This is a genomic window from Algihabitans sp. (assembly GCF_965226985.1).
GTDB lineage: Bacteria > Pseudomonadota > Alphaproteobacteria > Kiloniellales > DSM-21159 > Algihabitans.
The window spans coordinates 3,305,816-3,324,027 of the sequence record NZ_OZ245712.1; the positions used below are offsets into that span (position 1 = coordinate 3,305,816).

Genomic DNA, 18,212 nt, shown 5'->3' on the forward strand with positions numbered 1-18,212 from the left:
CGCAAAGCCTTAGTATCCCGGCAAAATTCGACGTTCGCGGACTTCGACATCACCGCGCCCGGGCAGGGGGCTTGCCCCCCGCCGACGGCACGACCAACAGCCGCTCGAAGAACGGGAGACAACGGGATGCGCCTTAGAATGGGCTCAGGAAAACCTCATCACTGCGGTTCTGGCCGCAGCAGCAGACGTCGGTTCCTCTCGACGGCCTTGTCGGCTGGCCTCGCGTTCGCCGGGGCGGGCCTGCCGAGCCTGGCCCAGGCCTCGGCCTATCCGGCGCTGTTCGGAACCAGGGAGGCCCGCTCTGACAACATCGCGATGTTCCCGAAGTGGCGCGGCACGCTGGAGCGCTATTTCGAGGAAACCAACCTGGCCCAGGGCTGCATTCCCGGCCAGGTCAGCCCCGGCCAAGTCAGCCCCGGCCAAGTCAGTCAGTGCGTTCTCGACGAGTGGAAGGCCTTTCTCGACGACCAGCGGGGTCAGGATCCGCTGGCTCAACTGCGCGCGATCAACGCTCAGATGAACAGCCACCGCTACATCCTGGACCCGCCGAACTGGGGCGTGCCCGACTACTGGGCAACGCCGCTTCAGTTCATGGAGAAGAACGGCGACTGCGAGGACTACGCGATTGCGAAGTTCATGTCCCTGCGGGCCCTCGGCTGGTCCAACGAGGCCATGCGGATCGTCGTGCTCAAGGATCTGAACCTGCAGCTCATGCACGCCGTGCTGGTGGCGTACCATCAGGGTCGTGCCTGGATTCTGGACAACCAGATCGACCAGGTCATGCCGGCCGAAAAGATCCGTCACTATCGCCCCATCTATTCCGTCAACGAAGAGTCCTGGTGGCTGCATCGCTCCTGACGGCGCAGACACGACGGCAAAGGCGGCAAACCGCGAGTCCGCTGTGGCCACTGACGAACCGGCACCAAGGGCAGATACCAGGACCGGCGCCAGGGTGCGATGAAAGGCCTGCGGCCTGGGTCGTAAGGTCCGCCCCAAACCGACTTCTCCTGTCAATTGAAGAGGCTTCGCGGCGCGGCCGGACCGGTCGATGGCGATCCTATCGATTGCCCTTACTGGTCGTATGGTCAACAATCTCTCTTGACCCCCGAGAGCACTGGGAGCATATGCATGCTGCGTTGCAGCATAACCCAGCGGAGGTCAGGTGCGACCCGTTGGGAAGCAAGGCTCGGTGTCCGTCGCTGCCACGGTTTCCGGGCTGTCAGTCAGCGATGCTTTCACCTGAGATTGGGAGGCGAGACCCATGGCGAAATCCAACAGTCCCTTCGAATACGACTTCAGCTCCATGACCGACATCACCAAGATGTTCGAGCAGTACAAGATGCCCGGCATCGAGGTCGAGAAGCTGGTCGACGCACAACGCAAGAACATCGAGGCGATCACCTCTGCGAACCGGGTGGCCTTCGAAGGCATGCAGGCGATCATGCAGCGTCAGGGCGAGATCCTGCGCCAGTCGATGTCCGAGGCCTCGGCGGTCATGCAGGACATGGCAGCTGCCGGGACGCCGGAGGACCGCATGGCCAAGCAGGCCGAGGTCCTCAAGAAGGCCTTCGAGACCGCGCTTTCGAACGTCAAGGAATTGGCCGAGATGGGAGCGAAGTCCAACACGGAGGCGATGGAAACCATCAATAAGCGTGTTGCCGAAAGTCTCGACGAAGTCCGCGACGCGGTCTCCACCGCGGCCAAGGAGGTCAAGCGCGGCAAGTAGCCTGCGCCCTGTCCGTTTGGCGGCACGATGAGCGGCCCCGTTCCTTTCGAACGGGGCCGTTCGCCTTCTTCGTCCGGGAAGACGCTCGGCCACCCATTCAAAACACCGGCGTTGGGTGGCCGGCGTTGGGTGACCGGGTGGGGGGTAGCGGGACGGAACAGAGCAATCGCAAACGGTCTTTTACAGCGTCAGCCGACCAGCGCCTCTTCCGCGGCCTCGCAGATTTCCTTCAGCGTGAAGGGTTTGACAACGACGCGGGCAATCAGCGCATCGAGATTGTGCGCGCGCTGTCGCTCTGCGGAGTAGCCGGTCATAAGCAGGATCGGCAGGCCGGGCCGGTCGCGTGCCACCCGCAAGGCGAGCCCGATACCGTCGAGACCGGGCATTACGATATCGGTGATCAGCAGATCGAAGTCCCGAGAGCCGTCCAGGGCCTCCAGGGCCTGAAGTCCGTCTTCGACCGCCTCCACCTCGTGACCCCGGTGGATCAGGGCATTCGCCACGAAGCTGCGTACGGCGTCATCGTCTTCGGCGAGCAGAATGTGAGGCACGATTCCGGCCTCCCCTCTTGTGAAAAGCTCCCGCCCGACGGCGGCGGCCGTCATCCCAGATGCGAACTCACTGGAGCAACCGGACCGAGACGTCGTTGGCCGCCTGCGGCCAGGGGCCCTTGGTCATGAAGTCCCGCGCCTCGCCGGGCGCCAACGGCCCTCCGCCGACCTCGACGGCCCAGCTATCGATCTGATTTCCCTGGGCATTGAGCAGAACCACGACGAGCTGCGGGACCGGCAGAGGCTCTTCGGTTGCGTTGATGACCTGACCGCTGAGGGTCACCGTCGGTCCGGTCGCTTCGGTCTGGATCGCCCGCCGCCAGTCCAGGACGAAGGGCGAGCTGGTGAGCTGGACCGGGATGCCGAGCGCCTCGTAGAGCCGGGCCGTCTGTGGGACCTGAGCGACGACCTGTTCGCGGAAGTACCAGCCGCCGCCTACGAGGCCGCCGAGCACGGCAAAGAACAGCAGCCAGCCGAAAAACAGGCCCCAGCGCGGCCCGGGTTCGGGCTGCAGCACAGGCTGCGACCGGCGCAGCGGCCGAACGCTGTCCGGGGGCGCGCTCCCGAGATCGAGCCCGGCAGTGCCGGCCTCCAGCCGACTTTCCGGCGATGGCGCGCCGTCGGGCGTAACCGAGGCCGCAGCCGCCGCGTCCTGGGGAGTGGCGGCGGCGGCGCCGCTTTCCCCGCCATCGGCCTCAACCGCCGCAGAGATCGAAGAGGCCAGATTTTCTTGCGGAGCCGCGGCGTCTTCTGTCGCTTCAGGACCGGCTTTGGTCGCGGGTTCGCCGCCGTTCGGGGGATAGGCGGTCCAGGTATGACTGCAGGAACCGCAGCGAACCTGTCGTCCGCCGGGGCCGACGGCGCCGTCCGGTACGCGAAAGAGCGTCCCGCAATTCGGACAAGCCAAGTCCATAGAAATATCGCCCCGTCCCAATACTTCGCCGCAACGCGGTTTCGTCGGCCCTCTGGTTTCACCGGACCAGATGTCTTCGGACCGTCATCTTGGTGCGTCACCTTATACGCGGGTGGCAAAGAGCCGTGCAAGCAGCGGTGTTTGTTACGCTCTGTGATGTCTTTCAAGCCGATAACGGACAAAACCGGCTTGTTCGGCCACCTCGGCAGAGCGGCGAACCGGAACGAGAGGCAGGTAGGTCCCAAGGTGATTTCGCCACCGGCTTTACGCCTGTCGGGACGCATGTCATGGTCGAATCGGCTGATGCGTCGATTCCCGCTTTCGCGAACAGGGGCAGGTTCTTGATCCGGCTCGAGGAGGTTACGCTGCGCTACGGCGAAGGGCCGGAGGTGCTGCGCCGGGTTTCTTGCAATCTTGAACCTGGGTCTTTTCACTACTTGCTGGGCGCCAGCGGCGCCGGCAAATCCTCGCTGCTGAAGCTGCTCTACCTGGCGCAGATTCCGAGCGAGGGGCGGCTTTCGCTGTTCGGGCGCGACGTCGCTCAACTGAACCGGCGCGACCGGGCCTTGCTGCGGAGGCGGATCGGGGTCGTGTTTCAGGATTTTAGGCTGATTGCCCATCTTTCGGCATTCGAGAACGTCGCGCTGCCGTTGCGGATCGCAGGCGAGCCGGAGGCGCGGATCAAAAGCCAGGTCGGGGAGCTGATGGACTGGGTCGGTCTGAGCGATGCGATCGAGGCGCTGCCGCCGACCCTGTCGGGCGGGCAGCAGCAGCGCGTCGCCATCGCGCGCGCGGTGATCGGCCGACCCAGCCTGCTGCTGGCCGACGAGCCGACCGGCAACGTCGACGACCGGATCGCCGTGCGCCTGCTCCACCTCTTCCGCGAGCTGAACCGCGCCGGTACCACCGTCATGCTGGCCACGCACAATGAGTCTCTGGCCGCGCGCATGCCGCAGCCGCAACTGCGTCTGGCCAGCGGGCTGGTCAGCGCGGAGCCCGCCACAGCGCTGCCGGCGGCTCCGGAGCCCGTCGGGGGCTAGGGAGGATGCGTCTCGGATTTCTTTTCTCCCGCGGCGAGGTGCCCCTGGCTCGCGACGCCTCGGCGCGGTTCCTGCCCTGGTTGATCGCCTTCATGGTCTATCTTGCCGGGCTGGCCCTGTTGGCCGCGGTGGCAATGGACGCGGTCGCCGCCCGCTGGCAGGGCGATCTGGTCGGGCGCCTGACCGTGCAGGTTCCTCCTCCGGGGGATCCGCGCGATTCGGAGGCCCGCCAGGAGCGGCTCGACCGCGTGGTCCAGGCACTGCTGGCGACGCCAGCCGTGTCGGAGGTCGAAGTGCTTTCGCGCGCCCAAACGGCAGCCTTGCTCGAACCGTGGCTTGGCGAGGCCGCCGCGGCACCGGAACTGCCCGCGCCGGATCTGGTGGCGGTCACGCTGCGCAGCAGCGGCGCGGACCTCGGCGATCTGCCACAGCGGCTGGCGGAGGTCGTCCCGGGAACCGGCGTGGACGATCACCAGCGATGGCTGGCACGTCTCTTCTCCCTGGCCGGCTCCATCGAGGCGCTGGCCTTCCTAGTGGTTGCCCTGGTGAGCGTGGCGGCCGTGGCGACGGTGATCTTCGTGACCCGGACAGGACTGGCGATCCATCGCCAGGTCATCGAACTGCTGCATGTCATGGGCGCGCGCGATCTTTACGTCGCCGAACAGTTTCAGGGCCACGCCCTGCGTCTGGGATTGGCCGGAGGGGTCGGCGGCGCAGTCGCCGCGGCCCTGACGGCGGTCGGCGTCCGCTGGCTGCTGCGCGGCGAACAGTCGGTCCTGCTGCCCGGGATCGAACTCGGCGTCTGGCAATGGTTGCTGCTGGCAGTCCTGCCCTTGACCACGGGACTGGTGGCGATGCTGACCGCCCGCTGGACGGTGCTCCGCACGCTGGCGAAGCTGCCATGAGGAAGCGCCGCACCAGCCGCGGCGCGCTGCAGGGCAGTCCGCAGTTCGGTGTCGGACGCGATGACGCTGGACGATCCCTACCGGGGCGTCGACGGCGGCGTCTCTTTACCCTGGCGTCCCTGACGCTCGGGCTGGCCTTGGTGGCCTTGATTGGCGGTTTCGTCTGGTTCGTCGGCGAAATGCCGACCCGGGAGGAGACCAGCGAACGCCCTAGCGACGCCATCGTCGTCCTGACCGGCGGCAGCGGGCGGCTGACGACAGGGTTCGAGCTGCTGGCAGCCGGGCGGGCGGAGAAGCTGTTCGTTTCAGGGGTCTACCAAGGTGTCGAGGTCGGCGAGCTTCTGCGGCTGGCCCGCAACGCCCCGCAGGAGCTGGCCTGTTGCATCGTGCTGGGCTACGACGCCGACGATACGCGCGGCAACGCCGCCGAGACGGCGGCCTGGATGGCGGAGGAGGGCTACGTTTCGCTGCGCCTGGTCACGGCCGGCTACCACATGCCGCGCAGTCTGTTGGAGTTCCGGCGCCGCCTGCCCGATACCGAGATCTTGCCGCACCCGGTCTTTCCAGAGGCCTTCCGGCAGGACGACTGGTGGGTCTGGCCGCGCAGCCTGGGGCTGGTCGTCAGCGAATACGTGAAGTATCTGGCCGCCCTGCTGCGCGGCCCTCTCGGCGACTAGGGGCTCACGGTCTTGGCGTCGCTGCGCTCCGTGATCGTGACCCTGATCTGGCTGGCGGGCTGCCTGCTGATCTGCACCCTCTTTGCCTGGACGCTTCTGGGCCCGGCCTCCTGGTCGCGTCCGATCAGCCGGTTGATCGTGCGCTTTACGCACTGGCTGTTCAGGATCGGCCTCGGTATCACCTACGAGATCCGCGGAACCCTGCCGGACCGGCCGGTTCTGGTCGCCGCCAAGCACCAGAGCGCCTGGGAAACCTTCGGCTTCTGCCTCTTCTTCGAGAATCCCTGCTACGTCCTGAAGCAGGAGCTGACCTGGATCCCCTTGTTCGGCTGGTATCTGAAGAAGCAGCGGATGCTGGCGATCGACCGGGCCGGCGGCGCCAAGGCGCTGCGCGCCCTGCTGGCCCGCGCTCGTGCGCCCCTGGCCGAAGGCCGTCCCCTGATCATCTTTCCTGAGGGCACCCGCGTGCCGCCGGGGGAGGCCCGCCCCTACCATCCGGGGGTCGCAGCGCTTTATCAGTCTCTGGAACTGCCCTGCGTGCCGGTGGCACTCAACTCCGGTTTGGTTTGGCCCAAACCCTTGCTCGGCAAGCGACCCGGCCACGTCGTCGTGGAGGTTCTGCCGGAGATCCCCGCCGGCCTCGACCGCAAGGTCTTCGTCGCCCGCCTCTCCCGAGAGATCGAAGCGGCGAGTGCCCGCCTGCTGGAGGACGGGCGGACAGCCCAGGCGCGTTAGAGCGCGGTCGCCTGAGGTGTTCACATCCTGTTCTTGATGCGCCAGTGTCGTCGGCTTACTTTGGAACTGGCAATTAATCTTCGGCCGGCGGGGACGACGATGACGGGAGCAGCCGATCTTCCGACCCAGATCTGGGACATGAAATACCGGCTGAAGGACGAGGCCGGACAGCCGATCGACGCGACGCGGGCCGATAGCTGGCGTCGTGTCGCTACCGCCCTGGCATCGGTCGAGACGCAGCCGGACCTCTGGGGCCGCCGCTTCTTCGACGCCATGTCGACCCACCGTTTCCTGCCGGCGGGCAGAATCATCGCAGGCGCCGGAACGCAGCGGTCCGTCACGCTCTTCAACTGCTTCGTGATGGGCGAGATTCCCGACTCCATGGGCGGCATCTTCGCCCATCTTCGGGAGGCGGCCCTGACGCTGCAGCAGGGCGGCGGCATCGGTTACGACTTCTCCACCCTGCGCCCGCGCGGAGCCGTCGTGAAGGGCGTCGGCGCGGACGCCTCCGGCCCGCTCAGTTTCATGGACGTCTGGGACGCCATGTGCCGGACCATCATGTCGGCGGGCCACCGCCGCGGCGCCATGATGGGCACCCTGCGCTGCGATCACCCGGATATCGAGGCCTTCATCCAGGCGAAGTCGGAGGCCGGCCGCCTGACCAACTTCAATCTCTCGGTGCTGGTGACCGATGCCTTCATGGCGGCGGTCGAGGCCGACACCGACTGGACCCTGACCTTCGCCGGCCAGACCTACGGGACCCTGCGTGCGCGGGCGCTGTGGGATCGCATCATGCGGGCGACCTACGAGACCAGCGAGCCGGGCGTCATCTTCATCGACCGCATCAATCGGCTAAATCCGCTGGCCTACTGCGAAGAGATTCGCGCCACGAACCCCTGCGGCGAGCAGCCGCTGCCGCCTTACGGCGCCTGCCTGCTCGGATCGCTGAACCTCGCCGAACTGGTCCGCAGCCCCTTCACGTCGGAAGCCGCGCTCGATCTGGAGGCTCTGGACGAGCTTACGGCTCTGGCGGTCCGCGCGCTCGACAACGCCATCGACGTCTCCCGCTTCCCCTTGGACGCCCAGCGCCAGGAAGCCGAAGCGAAGCGGCGCATCGGCCTCGGGATCACGGGCCTTGCCGACGCGCTGATCATGTGCGGCCTGACCTACGGCAGCCGCGAAGCCGTCGCGGCGACCGAAACCTGGATGGCCCGGCTGCAGCGCGCCGCCTATCTGGCCTCCAGCGCGCTTGCGGCGGAGAAGGGCAGCTTTCCACTGTTCGACGCGGAGGCCTATCTGGCTACCGAGGGCGCGCAGACCTTACCGGCGGAGGTCCGCGAGGCCATCGCCGAAACCGGCCTGCGCAACGGTCTGCTCACCTCGGTCGCGCCCACCGGGACGATCTCGATCCTGGCGGACAACGTCTCCAGCGGACTGGAACCCGTCTTCGCCTTCGAATACAGCCGAAAGGTCCTGCTGCCCGACGGCAGTCACGAGACACAGCCGGTGACCGATCTCGCCCTGCGCCGCTTCCGGACGCTGAAGGGCGAGTCGCAACCCCTGCCCGCGACCTTCGTCGATGCCCAGAGCCTGGAACCGGCGGCACACCTGGTGATGCAGGCCGCGGTGCAGCGCTACATCGACAGCTCGGTTTCGAAGACCATCAATCTGCCGGAAGACATCGGCTTCCAGGCCTTCAAGGACGTCTACCGCCAGGCCTACGATCTGGGCTGCAAGGGCTGCACGACGTACCGCCCCAGCACCCTGCGCGGCGCCGTCCTGGAAGCCGCGGGCTCGGCCGAGGCCGAACCAGGCCGGGCGGACGATACAGCAGCGCCAGTGCAGGAGATCCAACAAGCCGAGACGGCACAGCCGGAACCCGGATCAGTGGTCTACATGACGAGGCCGCTCGACAGGCCGGCGGCCCTGCCGGGGCGCACCTACAAGCTGACCTGGCCTGAGAGCGACCACGCCATCTACATCACCCTGAACGACGTGGTGCAGGACGGCCGCCGCCGCCCCTTCGAAATCTTCATCAACTCCAAGAACATGGAACACTACGCCTGGACCGTGGCCCTGACACGGATGATTTCGGCCGTATTCCGGCGCGGCGGCGACGTCGCCTTCGTGGTCGAGGAATTGAAGGCGGTCTTCGACCCGCGCGGCGGCGCCTGGATGCAGGGCCGCTACGTCCCCTCCCTGCTGGCCGCCATCGGCGAGGTGATCGAAGAGCACATGATCGCGATCGGCTTCCTACCGGAACCGGTACAGATCGCCAAACCGCGCCGGCCAGCGATCAATGCGGAGGAACTGCCGGGACCCGGAGAGACCACAGAGCTGCTGGAGCGCGTCGACCAGTGCCCGAAGTGCGGCGGCCTTGGCCTGATCCACCAGGAAGGCTGCGACCTCTGTACCCTCTGCGGCTATTCGCGCTGTCTTTAGGAAATCAGGATCGATGGCCTCAGGACCCCTAGCGGGACAAAGACTCTGCCGCAACTGCCGCGCGCCCCTGGAGGAGGAACAGGAAATCTGTCCCGCCTGCCACACCCACAATCCGATTCCCAAGCCTTGGTACGTCCCCATCGTGGGCGGCGCCATCGTCGTGCTGATCTTCTACCTGCTAGTCGACTTCGGCGACGTCTTCCAGGTTCTGGGACTGGATTAGGGTCCGTCGAAACGTCGCCGCACCTCGCGCATCAGGCGCGCGAGACGGCGGTCGTGTATGCCGAGCGCCTGCAGGTGGTCGATGGTGTTGCGCAGGTAGTCGCTGCAGGGGCCTTTCTGACCGGTCCCTTGCACGATCAACTCCGCGATCTGCGCCATCTGCAGTTTGCCGGTGTACTGCGGGTGGCTCTGGTCGACGACGAACCCCGCGGCCGTGACCGCGCCCGTCAGGGTGCGACACTCGACCCAGCGCGGGATGTAGACGCCGGTCATCATCTCCCGCTCCCAGAGGTAGTCCATCACCGCCACGCCCTCGGCGGCGGGGACGCGGAAAACCATGCCGTGACAGCAGCCGCCGCGGTCGAGCCCCAGCACCAGACCCGGGCGCTCCGGCGTACCCCTATAGCGATGGGAGTAGACGCAGAAGCGCCGGTGATAGCCGTAGAGCAGCGCCTGCCGGACCTCCAGATGCGGAAAGCCGGGATTCCACATCAGCGACCCGTAGCCGTAGACCCAGAAGTCCTGCCCCGGCGGCGGCGTCAGCCGTTCGCGCGCGACGGGCTGCGCGTAGAGGCGACGCAGCGCTTCGGGGGACGGCGGTTGAGCGGATCGCGGGTCGGCCATGGCTACCGGCTAAGGTAGGGGACCGCCTTTCGCCATTCAAATGCGACGACCGTCCGAGGTCTTATGACAGCGCGCTGGAGCAGGGCCGCAGGAAGCGGGCAAGGCCGCCTTCGAGGATCACCCGCTTTTCGGCTCGCGCGGGTCGAACGACCCGGCCTGATGCTGCTCCACCACGCCCCGGCGCACCTCGCGGGTCCGGCTGAAGAGGTCTTCCAGCACCTCGCCCTCGCCCCAGCGGATCGCGCGCTGCAAGGCGGTCAGGTCCTCGGAGAAACGCTGCAGCATCTCCAGAACGGATTCGCGGTTATTCAGGAAGACGTCGCGCCACATCACCGGGTCCGACGCGGCGATGCGCGTGAAATCCCGAAAGCCGCCGGCGGAGTACTTGATCGCCTCTTGCTTGGTCGATTCCTCAAGACCCATCGCCGTATGCACGATGGTGTAGGCGATCAGATGCGGCAGGTGACTGGTGATGGCCAGAACCTGATCGTGGTGACCCGGCTCCATGATGTCGACGGCGGCGCCCATCTCGCGCCAGAGCCAGGCGACCCGGTCGGTCGCGCCGGCATCCGTGCCCGGCGGCGGGGTCAGCAGGCAGTAGCGCTGCTCGAAAAGCTCGGCGAAACCCGCCTCGGGACCGGAGCGTTCCGTACCGGCGATCGGATGTCCCGGCACGAAGTAGACGCCCTCCGGCACGAAGGGGCCGATGTCCCGGATCGCCGCCTGCTTGACCGACCCCACGTCGGTCACGATGGCTCCGGCCGCAAGTCCGGGCTGCATGGCCTCGGCGACCGCCGCATAGGCTCCGACCGGAGTGGCCAGGACCACCAGGTCGCAGTCCGCCACGGCGGCGGCGGGATCTTCGAAGACCTCGTCGCAGAGCCCAAGCTCAAGAATCTTGGCGCGGGTTTCCGCCGAGCGGGCGCAGCCGACCAGGTGCTGCGCCAGACCGAAACGGCGCATGGCGAGCGCCATGGAGGAGCCGATCAGCCCGACGCCGATCAGGGCCACCCGCCGAAAGGGCTGTCCGTCGGACACCACGCTTGCCGCCGCCGTCACTGGGGATAGTCCTTCAGGGCGGCGACCACCGCGCGCATCTCGGCCTCCGTGCCGATCGTGACGCGCAGATGCCCTGGCAGGCCGTAGGCCGCCATGCCCCGCACCAGGATCCCCCGGCTCTTCAGAAAGTCCGCGGCGCCCGCCGCGTCGGCGAAGGGCACTAGCACGAAGTTACCCTCACTCGGCTCGACCCGGATGTTCAGGCGGGCGAGTTGCTCCGCGAACCAGCTTCTCCAGGTGGCGTTGTGCTCGGCGGAGTGGCGCAGATGCTCCCGGTCGCCGAGCGCCGCTACCGCCGCGACCTGGGCCGCCAGCGAGACATTGAAGGGTCCGCGCAGACGGTTCAGCACGTCGGCCACCTCCGCCGGCGCATAGGCCCAGCCGAGGCGCAGCGCCGCCAGGCCATAGATCTTCGAGAAGGTGCGGGTAACCACGACGCGCCCGGTCTCTTCCACCAGATTCAGCCCGTCGTCGTAGTCCTCGGCCTGCACGTATTCGACGTAGGCCGTGTCCAGCACCAGAAGAGCCTGCTCCGGCAGGCCCGCTAGCAGGCGCCGAACCTCGGCATCGGGCAAGTAGCTGCCGGTCGGATTGTTGGGGTTGGCCAGGAAAACCAGACGCGTCTTCTCGCTGGCATGGGCCAGCAGCGCATCGACGTCGGAGGTCAGACTGCGCTCCGGCGCGGCAACCGCCGTCGCACCGGCCGTCTTGGCCGCGATGGGGTACATCAGAAAGCCGTGACGGCTGTAGAGCACCTCGTCGCCCGGCCCGGCGTAGGCGCGCACCAGCAGGGAAATCAGTTCGTCCGAGCCGTTGCCGCAGACGATGCATTCGGGGTCGAGGCCGTGAAGCTCCGCCAGGGTCCTGCGCAGCGCCGAGGACCCTCCGTCCGGGTAGCGGTGTAGACCGCCGGACATCTCCCGGTAGGCCTCCACCGCCTTTGGGCTCGGTCCCAACGGGTTTTCGTTGGCGGCAAGGCGGATTGGCTCGGCGACACCCGGAAGCTTGGCTTCGCCGCCGACGTAGGGCTCGACGTCGAAGATCCCCGGACGCGGTGCAAAACGGGGGGGGGAACCGCTCATCGCCGCCCCCGCGCCCCGCGGCCGGACATCGACATCTCCGCCTTGGTCAGCGGCACTGGATAGCGCCCGATCACCCAAAGACGGCTGACGCGCTCACCGGCACTCTCGGCCAGATCGGCCAGGGGCGGTGCCTCCGGGCCCTCGAGATAGCCTTCCACCTCCGCCAGGCAGTAGCAGTAGGGCGCGCCCTCCGCGTCGGTCCAGGTTGCCGTCTCACGGACCGTCAGGCCCGCCTTTACCAGCAGATCCTTGAAGGCGGAGCGGCTCATACGGTCCTGGATCTCGGCCACCAGGAAGCTGCGGTCGGCGCCGCTCGGCTCGGTCGGCCCGAGGGCAACGACCAAGGCCTCGCTGTCTCCGCCGCGGTCGCGCGGCCAGGGCGCGAAGGGCAGGCGCGCGACGACGCGCGGAACGTCCGCGCCTTCACGCGCCAGATGCCGCCACCAGGGATCGCGGGAGTCGCTCTGGATCGGCGGCAGCACGCCCAAGGTGGCCTTGCCGCTGGCGACTTCATTCAAGACCCGCACGCTGGAGCCCTGCTCGGACAGGGGCGTCAGAACACCGAAGGACTCGCGCGCTAGATCGCGTAGGTACTCGGCCTCCTCACCGGTATAGATCGACAGACTGAAGGCACCCTGCTGTGCCGCCGAATCGGCGATAATCTCCCGCCAGAGACGCAACAGCACCGCCTTGGGCAGGCTACCGCGATGCCGGGCGACCAGACCACGCATGATGGTCGCCTCCCGTCCCGGACGGAACAGGGGCTGATTCCGCTGCTTCGTCTTGCCGATCTCCTGAGAAATCTCGGTGCGCCGAATCAGAAGCTCGTGCAGTTCGGCATCGATTTCATCGATTTCTCGGCGCAGGTCGTCCAATTTGGGTGAAATGGCAGACATCCAGGCGGCTCAAGACAGTGATGGTTGAGCGCCCGCAATCGGCCGGGGCGCAAGATCGAATCGGCTTGGTGGACAGGGTCCGTCAGGCGGGGCCGACGGACGGGCGACTAGTGATAGTCGGTGGCCGGACGGAAATCAAAGCCAAGATCGCCACAGCCCCGCGACGACCCGCCGAGCAGGCGCCTCTGCGGCCCTGACAGGCAGCCCGAGACATGCGGCAGGAGCATGGCACCGTCGCCGCTGCGCCCCGCCAGCCGGGGGCACCTGCCGTTGACTTCGCTCCGCCAAGGTTCCTTATTGAGTCTGGCTTCTTCGCACAAACCCCTCCGGTGGCCCCTCCAGCGGCACCGAGGCCGCCGACCGAAAGACGTACCTCGAAGGACATCTATGTCTCTGCTCGCCACCAACAGTCACCAGGAGCGGATCGAGCAGCTGCCCGGCCACCGGGCCGTCCTCGCCAAGGACGAGCCCTTGCGCCTGACCAGCGGGGCAGACCTCAGCCCCGTGACCGTCGCCTACCAGACCTACGGCCGGCTGAACGCCGCGAAAAGCAACGCCGTCCTGGTTTGCCATGCGCTGACCGGCGACCAGTTCGCCGCCGACGTCCATCCGGTGACCGGCAAGGCCGGCTGGTGGTCGCTGATGGTCGGCCCCGGCAAAGTGCTGGACAGCGACCGTCTGTTCGTGATCTGCGCGAACGTGCTGGGCGGCTGCATGGGCACCACCGGTCCGGCCGACATCAATCCCGCGACCGGCGAGCCCTGGGGTCTCGACTTCCCGGTGGTCACCATGACCGACATGGTCGAGGCCCAACGGCTGCTGCTCGACCATCTAGGCATCGACAAGCTGCTGGCGGCGGTCGGCGGCTCCATGGGCGGCATGCAGGTGCTGGAATGGGCCGCCAAATATCCGGAGCGGATCGGCGCGGCCATCCCGCTGGCCACCGCCCCCCATCACACGGCCCAGAACATCGCCTTCCACGAAATCGGGCGCCAAGCGATCATGGCAGATCCTGATTGGGAAGGCGGCGCCTACTTCCGCTCGGGCAAGAAGCCGCGGCGCGGCCTGGCCGTCGCCCGCATGACCGCCCACGTCACCTACCTCTCGGAGCCGGCGCTACACCGCAAGTTCGGCCGGCGCCTGCAGGACCGTAAAGGGCTGTCCTTCGGCTTCGACGCGGATTTCCAGGTGGAGAGCTACCTGCGCTACCAGGGGAAGTCTTTCGTCGACCGTTTCGACGCCAACTCCTACCTCTACATCACCCGCGCCATGGACTACTTCGACCTGGCGGCGGACTACGGCGGCAAGCTGGCGGCGGCCTTCACCGACTCGCCGGTGCGTTTCTGCGTCGCCTCTTTCACCTCGGACTGGCTCTTCCCCACCGCCGAGGCCAAGCGGGTGGTGCATGCCCTGAACGCCGCCGCCGCCGACGTCAGCTTCGTGGAGATCGACAGCGACAAGGGCCACGACGCCTTCCTGCTGAACGAGCCGGAGCTGCACGCCACGCTGCACGGTTTCCTGTCCGCCCAATGCGAACGCAACGGCATACCGACAGCCCCGCTGACACCGATCGACGAGGCGGAGGTCGGGGAAACCGAGGAGCGGGTCACATGAGCCCGCTGGACAGCCCGGCCCTGCGCGCCAAACAGGCCGGCAAACGCGGCGGCGGCCAAAGCGCGACTCAGGCCGAAACCCGAGACGGCATGCGCGCCGATCTGCAGCTGATCGCCGAGATGATCGAGCCCGGCAGCCGGGTCCTCGACGTCGGCTGCGGCGACGGGCAGTTGCTGCATCACCTGGTGGCGGACAAGCAGGTCACGGGTCGCGGCCTGGAGCTGTCCCAGGACGGCGTCAACGCGATGGTCAGCAACGGCCTGTCGGTCGTGCAGGGGGACGCAGACACCGATCTGGTCGACTTTCCCGACCGTGCCTTCGACTACGTCGTCCTGAGCCAGACCCTCCAGGCGACGCGCGACCCGCGCTTCGTGCTGGAACAGCTCGTGCGGATCGGCCGTCACGCCATCGTCTCCTTTCCCAACTTTGGCTACTGGCGGATTCGCCTTCGCCTGCTGTTCGGTGGGCGCATGCCGGTCACGGAGTCCCTGCCGGACCGCTGGTTCGAGACCCAGAACATCCACCTCTGCACCCTCTTGGATTTCCTGGAACTCTGCCGGGCCTGCGATATCGTCGTGGAGAAGGGCCTGACGCTCGACAAGCGCGGTCAAGCGCAGTCGATCACCGGACGGCCCCGCGCCAATCTCTTCGCCACCGACGGCCTCTTCCTGCTCCGCCAAGGATGAATATCTAAACGGGAAACCCCGGCGGCACGGGTGCACCCTCGGCCGTCAGCGCCAAGGCCTTGAACAACCGGCCCATCTGGTCGGGCGCCGTCAGGCGAGCCAGAGCGCTCTCGACGTCTGCCGCCTGCTGCGGCGTCGCCTTAGCCTTCAGAGCCTCGGCACGTGCGTCGATGCCCAGGGCCTGCAAGAGCGCCCCCTGCCCGACCGGCCCATGGGCGACCGCCCCGCTAGCGGCGGCAGCCAGGGCCTCGAAATCCACGTGGGCCGTCAGATCGGCGGTGCCGGGCTCCGCCAGAGGATCGACCGTCCGATGGCCGCTCAAGGCCTGAAGGGTCTCGCCGGGCGCGCTGGGATGGTAGCCGTAGTCGATCAGCAAGGCCGCTCCGCCGCTGCCGCGCAGACGTCGGCCGATCTCGCCGGCGATCGTCTCGCCCGCCGTACAGGCCTCGACCAGGGCACCGTACGGCGCCGCCAGCTTGGCAGGAGTCAGACCCGGCGGAGACCCCGGCAGACGCGGCCCCAGACCCCACTGCAAACGCTCCTGATCGTCCTGGCCGATCCGCCGCTCCGCCCAACCCTCAGGGGTCCGGACGTACTGCCGGATCGGCAAGGCGTCGAAGAACTCATTGGCGAGCAGGAAGACCGGCGCCTCCGGCAGGTCGTCCAGCGTCTCGGCCCAGCGAACCTCATGGCCCGCCAAGACCCGCTGCTGCGCGGCGCGCAGAACCGGACTGGCCTCCACCAGGACGACCTCCGCCGCCTCCAGGAAGGACGGCAGAAGCGCGAGCGCCCTTAGGGCATCGGCCATCAGGGTTCCGCGCCCCGGCCCGAGCTCGACCAGCAGACAGCGAGAGGGCGACCCTTGCTCCTGCCAGCAGGCGCCGGCCCAGAGACCGAGAAGCTCGCCGAACATCTGGCTGATCTCGGGCGCGGTGGTGAAGTGACCCGCCCGCCCCAACGGATCGGCCCGGGTGTAGACGCCCTCGGCCGGGTCGAACAGACAGGCCGCCATGTATTCCGCAACAGAAAGCGCCCCCTGGCTTCGGATCCGCCCAGCCAGTCGCCGGCTCAAGGCCGTTCTCTGAGGAGGGTGGGACGAGGTCACCGCACCGCGGTTGGTCGCCGCGACCAGAAGATCAGGGCAAGACCGCCCAACAGCATCGGCAGAGACAGAAGCTGCCCCATGGTCACACCGGCGAAGAGGAAGCCGAGGAAGGCATCCGGCTGTCGGAACAGCTCACCGACGATCCGGGCCGACCCGTAGCCGGCCAGGAACCATCCGGTCAGGTACCCCTTGTGCCGCAGCCCGCCCCGCTTCACCAGAACGAACAGCAGCAGGAACAGCAGGAGCCCCTCCAGCGTCGCCTGATAGAGTTGGCTCGGATGGCGGGGGTCCGGTCCGCCGCCGGGGAACACCATGCCCCAGGGCACCTCGGTCACCCGGCCGTAGAGTTCGCCGTTCGCGAAGTTGGCCAGACGCCCGAGCAAGATACCGATCGGCGCGGCGCAGCCGATCATGTCCGTCAGATGGAGGAAGCCCCCATCCCGCTTGCGCATGAAGAGCCACATGGCCGCGATCACGCCCAGCAGGCCGCCGTGGAAGGCCATGCCGCCCTGCCACAGCGCCAGCGCGCTGAGCGGATTATCTGCGAACTGCCCAGGCTGGTAAAAGAGGACGTAGCCGATCCGCCCGCCGAGCACGACGCCTAGCGTCGCCCAGACCAGGAAGTCGTCCATGTCCTCTTTCGACAGGCCGGAGGGCGAGCCTTCGGTCAGCCAGCGCGCGTAACGCCAGGCCAGCAACAAGCCGACGATGTAGCTCAGCGCATACCAGCGGATCTGGAAGAAGCCCAGGTCGAGCGCGACCGGATCGATGTTGGGAAAGGCGATCGCCGCGAGCAGCGGCTGGAGATCGGGCATGGGGCGCTCGGTTCCGCTTAGCGATAAGGGTCGTCGGTCAGCAGATGGTCGCGCAGGTAGCTGGCGACACCGGCCTCCAACGCCGTGAAGGGCTTGTCGTAGCCGGCCTGGCGCAGGCGGTCGAGACGCGCTTGCGTGAAGTACTGGTAGCCGTCGCGGATCGCCTCGGGTGTCGGTACGTAGTCGATGCGCTCCGGCCGCTCCAGACCGGCGAAGACGGCGCGCGCCAGGTCCAGGAAGCTGCGTGCCTGACCGCTGCCGACGTTGAACAGACCGTTCGCCCGGCCGTGATCGTAGAGCCAGAGCATCACCGCCACGCAGTCCTTGACCCAGACGAAGTCGCGCTGCTGCCCGCCGTCGGGGTAGTCGGGATGATGGGACTGGAACAGCCGCGCGGAGCCGCTTTCGCGGATCTGCCGAAAAAGGTGCCAGGCAACCGACGCCTGGGGCCCCTTGTGGTACTCGTTCGGGCCGTAGACGTTGAAGAACTTGAGGCCGGCCCACTGGGGCGGCGCCTCCCCTGCCGCCGCCCGGCGCACCGCCCAGCGGTCGAACGCCTGCTTGGACCAACCATAGCCGTTCAACGGCCTGAGCTGCGCCAGATGGTCGGGACTGCCGTCGTCGTCGAAACCCAGGCTGCCGTCGCCATAGGTCGCCGCGGAAGAGGCGTAGATGAAGGGAGCATGCGCTTCCCGGCACCAGCGCCAAAGCTGCTGCGGCAGTGTAAAGTTAGTCTGCGCCAACAGATCGCCGTCGGTTTCCGTCGTGGAGGAGATGGCGCCCATGTGAAAGACGGCGTCGGGGGCAAACTCACCCAAATCCAGGGCAGCCATCAAGTCCTCGGGCGGGACCAGGGCTTCTATCTCTGCCTTGGCGAGGTTGCGCCACTTGTCGCCCTCGCGCAGCCAATCGGCCACGACCACGCGTTCGCCGCGTGCCGCCAGGGCCGAGACCAGGTTCGAGCCGATGAAACCGGCGCCGCCGGTGACCAGAATCATGAGGCGCCTTGTAGCGCCTTGCGGAACCGACCGCCAGCACCCGTAGTCCCCCCCAGCTCGATCTTCGGCCACTTGATCGGCGAACGCCGGGGGCGCACCTTGGTCGCAAAGACAGTTCGAGG

General features: G+C 67.3%; 19 protein-coding genes. 10 read left to right on the forward strand and 9 right to left on the reverse strand.

Annotated features, from left to right (window positions below):
- Positions 1-207: 207 nt before the first annotated feature.
- Together ACO054_RS15090 and ACO054_RS15095 are read left to right on the forward strand one after the other, a co-directional pair.
- Positions 208-858, forward strand: a complete 651-nt coding sequence (locus ACO054_RS15090) for a transglutaminase-like cysteine peptidase (RefSeq protein ID WP_421707414.1) — start codon at positions 208-210, stop codon at positions 856-858.
- 403 nt (positions 859-1,261) lie between these two features.
- On the forward strand, positions 1,262-1,726 hold the full coding sequence (locus tag ACO054_RS15095) for a phasin family protein (RefSeq protein ID WP_421707415.1): 465 nt from the start codon (positions 1,262-1,264) through the stop codon (positions 1,724-1,726).
- 188 nt (positions 1,727-1,914) lie between these two features.
- Here the strand turns inward: ACO054_RS15095 and ACO054_RS15100 are convergent, their stop codons facing one another.
- On the reverse strand, positions 1,915-2,277 hold the full coding sequence (locus ACO054_RS15100; RefSeq protein ID WP_421707416.1) for a response regulator: 363 nt from the start codon (positions 2,275-2,277) through the stop codon (positions 1,915-1,917).
- A gap of 67 nt (positions 2,278-2,344) precedes the next feature.
- Positions 2,345-3,190, reverse strand: a complete 846-nt coding sequence (locus ACO054_RS15105; protein WP_421707417.1) for a DUF3426 domain-containing protein — start codon at positions 3,188-3,190, stop codon at positions 2,345-2,347.
- Positions 3,191-3,534: 344 nt separating this feature from the next.
- Here ACO054_RS15105 and ftsE point away from each other — a divergent pair, with 344 nt between their 5' ends.
- The 6 genes from ftsE to ACO054_RS15135 all read left to right on the forward strand — a co-directional run bounded on the left by ftsE (position 3,535) and on the right by ACO054_RS15135 (position 9,212).
- A complete protein-coding gene (gene ftsE / locus ACO054_RS15110; protein WP_421710371.1) occupies positions 3,535-4,230 on the forward strand; it encodes a cell division ATP-binding protein FtsE in 696 nt (231 codons plus the stop codon).
- Positions 4,231-4,235: 5 nt separating this feature from the next.
- On the forward strand, positions 4,236-5,135 hold the full coding sequence (locus ACO054_RS15115; RefSeq protein WP_421707418.1) for a cell division protein FtsX: 900 nt from the start codon (positions 4,236-4,238) through the stop codon (positions 5,133-5,135).
- Entirely contained in the window at positions 5,132-5,812 is a 681-nt protein-coding gene (locus ACO054_RS15120; RefSeq protein ID WP_421707419.1) for a YdcF family protein, read from the forward strand. Before ACO054_RS15115 ends, ACO054_RS15120 begins: the two co-directional genes overlap by 4 nt.
- Before the next feature lie 12 nt (positions 5,813-5,824).
- On the forward strand, positions 5,825-6,547 hold the full coding sequence (locus tag ACO054_RS15125) for a lysophospholipid acyltransferase family protein (protein WP_421707420.1): 723 nt from the start codon (positions 5,825-5,827) through the stop codon (positions 6,545-6,547).
- A gap of 99 nt (positions 6,548-6,646) precedes the next feature.
- Positions 6,647-8,989: an adenosylcobalamin-dependent ribonucleoside-diphosphate reductase gene (locus ACO054_RS15130; RefSeq protein ID WP_421707421.1), complete on the forward strand. Its 2,343-nt coding sequence runs from the start codon at positions 6,647-6,649 to the stop codon at positions 8,987-8,989.
- 13 nt (positions 8,990-9,002) lie between these two features.
- Positions 9,003-9,212 carry a hypothetical protein gene (locus ACO054_RS15135; RefSeq protein ID WP_421707422.1) on the forward strand — a complete coding sequence of 70 codons (210 nt, stop codon included), beginning with the start codon at positions 9,003-9,005 and terminating at the stop codon, positions 9,210-9,212.
- On the opposite strand, the gene ACO054_RS15140 is transcribed toward ACO054_RS15135, so the two are convergent.
- The 4 genes from ACO054_RS15140 to ACO054_RS15155 form a co-directional block, all read right to left on the reverse strand.
- A complete protein-coding gene (locus tag ACO054_RS15140; RefSeq protein WP_421707423.1) occupies positions 9,209-9,835 on the reverse strand; it encodes a gamma-glutamylcyclotransferase in 627 nt (208 codons plus the stop codon). The two genes, ACO054_RS15135 and ACO054_RS15140, sit on opposite strands and share 4 nt — an antisense overlap.
- Positions 9,836-9,952: 117 nt before the next feature.
- Entirely contained in the window at positions 9,953-10,894 is a 942-nt protein-coding gene (locus ACO054_RS15145; RefSeq protein ID WP_421707424.1) for a prephenate/arogenate dehydrogenase family protein, read from the reverse strand.
- Complete coding sequence (gene hisC / locus ACO054_RS15150; protein WP_421707425.1) at positions 10,891-11,976, reverse strand: histidinol-phosphate transaminase; 1,086 nt, start codon at positions 11,974-11,976, stop codon at positions 10,891-10,893. The genes ACO054_RS15145 and hisC overlap by 4 nt, the downstream gene beginning before the upstream one ends.
- Positions 11,973-12,872: a chorismate mutase gene (locus ACO054_RS15155; RefSeq protein ID WP_421707426.1), complete on the reverse strand. Its 900-nt coding sequence runs from the start codon at positions 12,870-12,872 to the stop codon at positions 11,973-11,975. Before ACO054_RS15155 ends, hisC begins: the two co-directional genes overlap by 4 nt.
- Positions 12,873-13,259: 387 nt before the next feature.
- Between ACO054_RS15155 and metX the strand changes: the two genes are divergently transcribed.
- Positions 13,260-14,486, forward strand: a complete 1,227-nt coding sequence (metX, locus tag ACO054_RS15160; RefSeq protein ID WP_421707427.1) for a homoserine O-acetyltransferase MetX — start codon at positions 13,260-13,262, stop codon at positions 14,484-14,486.
- Positions 14,483-15,172 (forward strand): methionine biosynthesis protein MetW, encoded by a 690-nt coding sequence (gene metW / locus ACO054_RS15165; protein ID WP_421707428.1) that lies wholly within the window; start codon positions 14,483-14,485, stop codon positions 15,170-15,172. The genes metX and metW overlap by 4 nt, the downstream gene beginning before the upstream one ends.
- 4 nt (positions 15,173-15,176) lie before the next feature.
- On the opposite strand, the gene ACO054_RS15170 is transcribed toward metW, so the two are convergent.
- The 3 genes from ACO054_RS15170 to rfaD are packed head-to-tail and all read right to left on the reverse strand — an operon-like array spanning position 15,177 to position 18,090.
- Positions 15,177-16,244: a class I SAM-dependent methyltransferase gene (locus ACO054_RS15170; protein ID WP_421707429.1), complete on the reverse strand. Its 1,068-nt coding sequence runs from the start codon at positions 16,242-16,244 to the stop codon at positions 15,177-15,179.
- A gap of 29 nt (positions 16,245-16,273) precedes the next feature.
- Positions 16,274-17,074, reverse strand: a complete 801-nt coding sequence (lgt, locus tag ACO054_RS15175) for a prolipoprotein diacylglyceryl transferase (RefSeq protein ID WP_421710372.1) — start codon at positions 17,072-17,074, stop codon at positions 16,274-16,276.
- Positions 17,075-17,109: 35 nt separating this feature from the next.
- Entirely contained in the window at positions 17,110-18,090 is a 981-nt protein-coding gene (gene rfaD / locus ACO054_RS15180) for an ADP-glyceromanno-heptose 6-epimerase (RefSeq protein WP_421707430.1), read from the reverse strand.
- Positions 18,091-18,212: the final 122 nt, after the last annotated feature.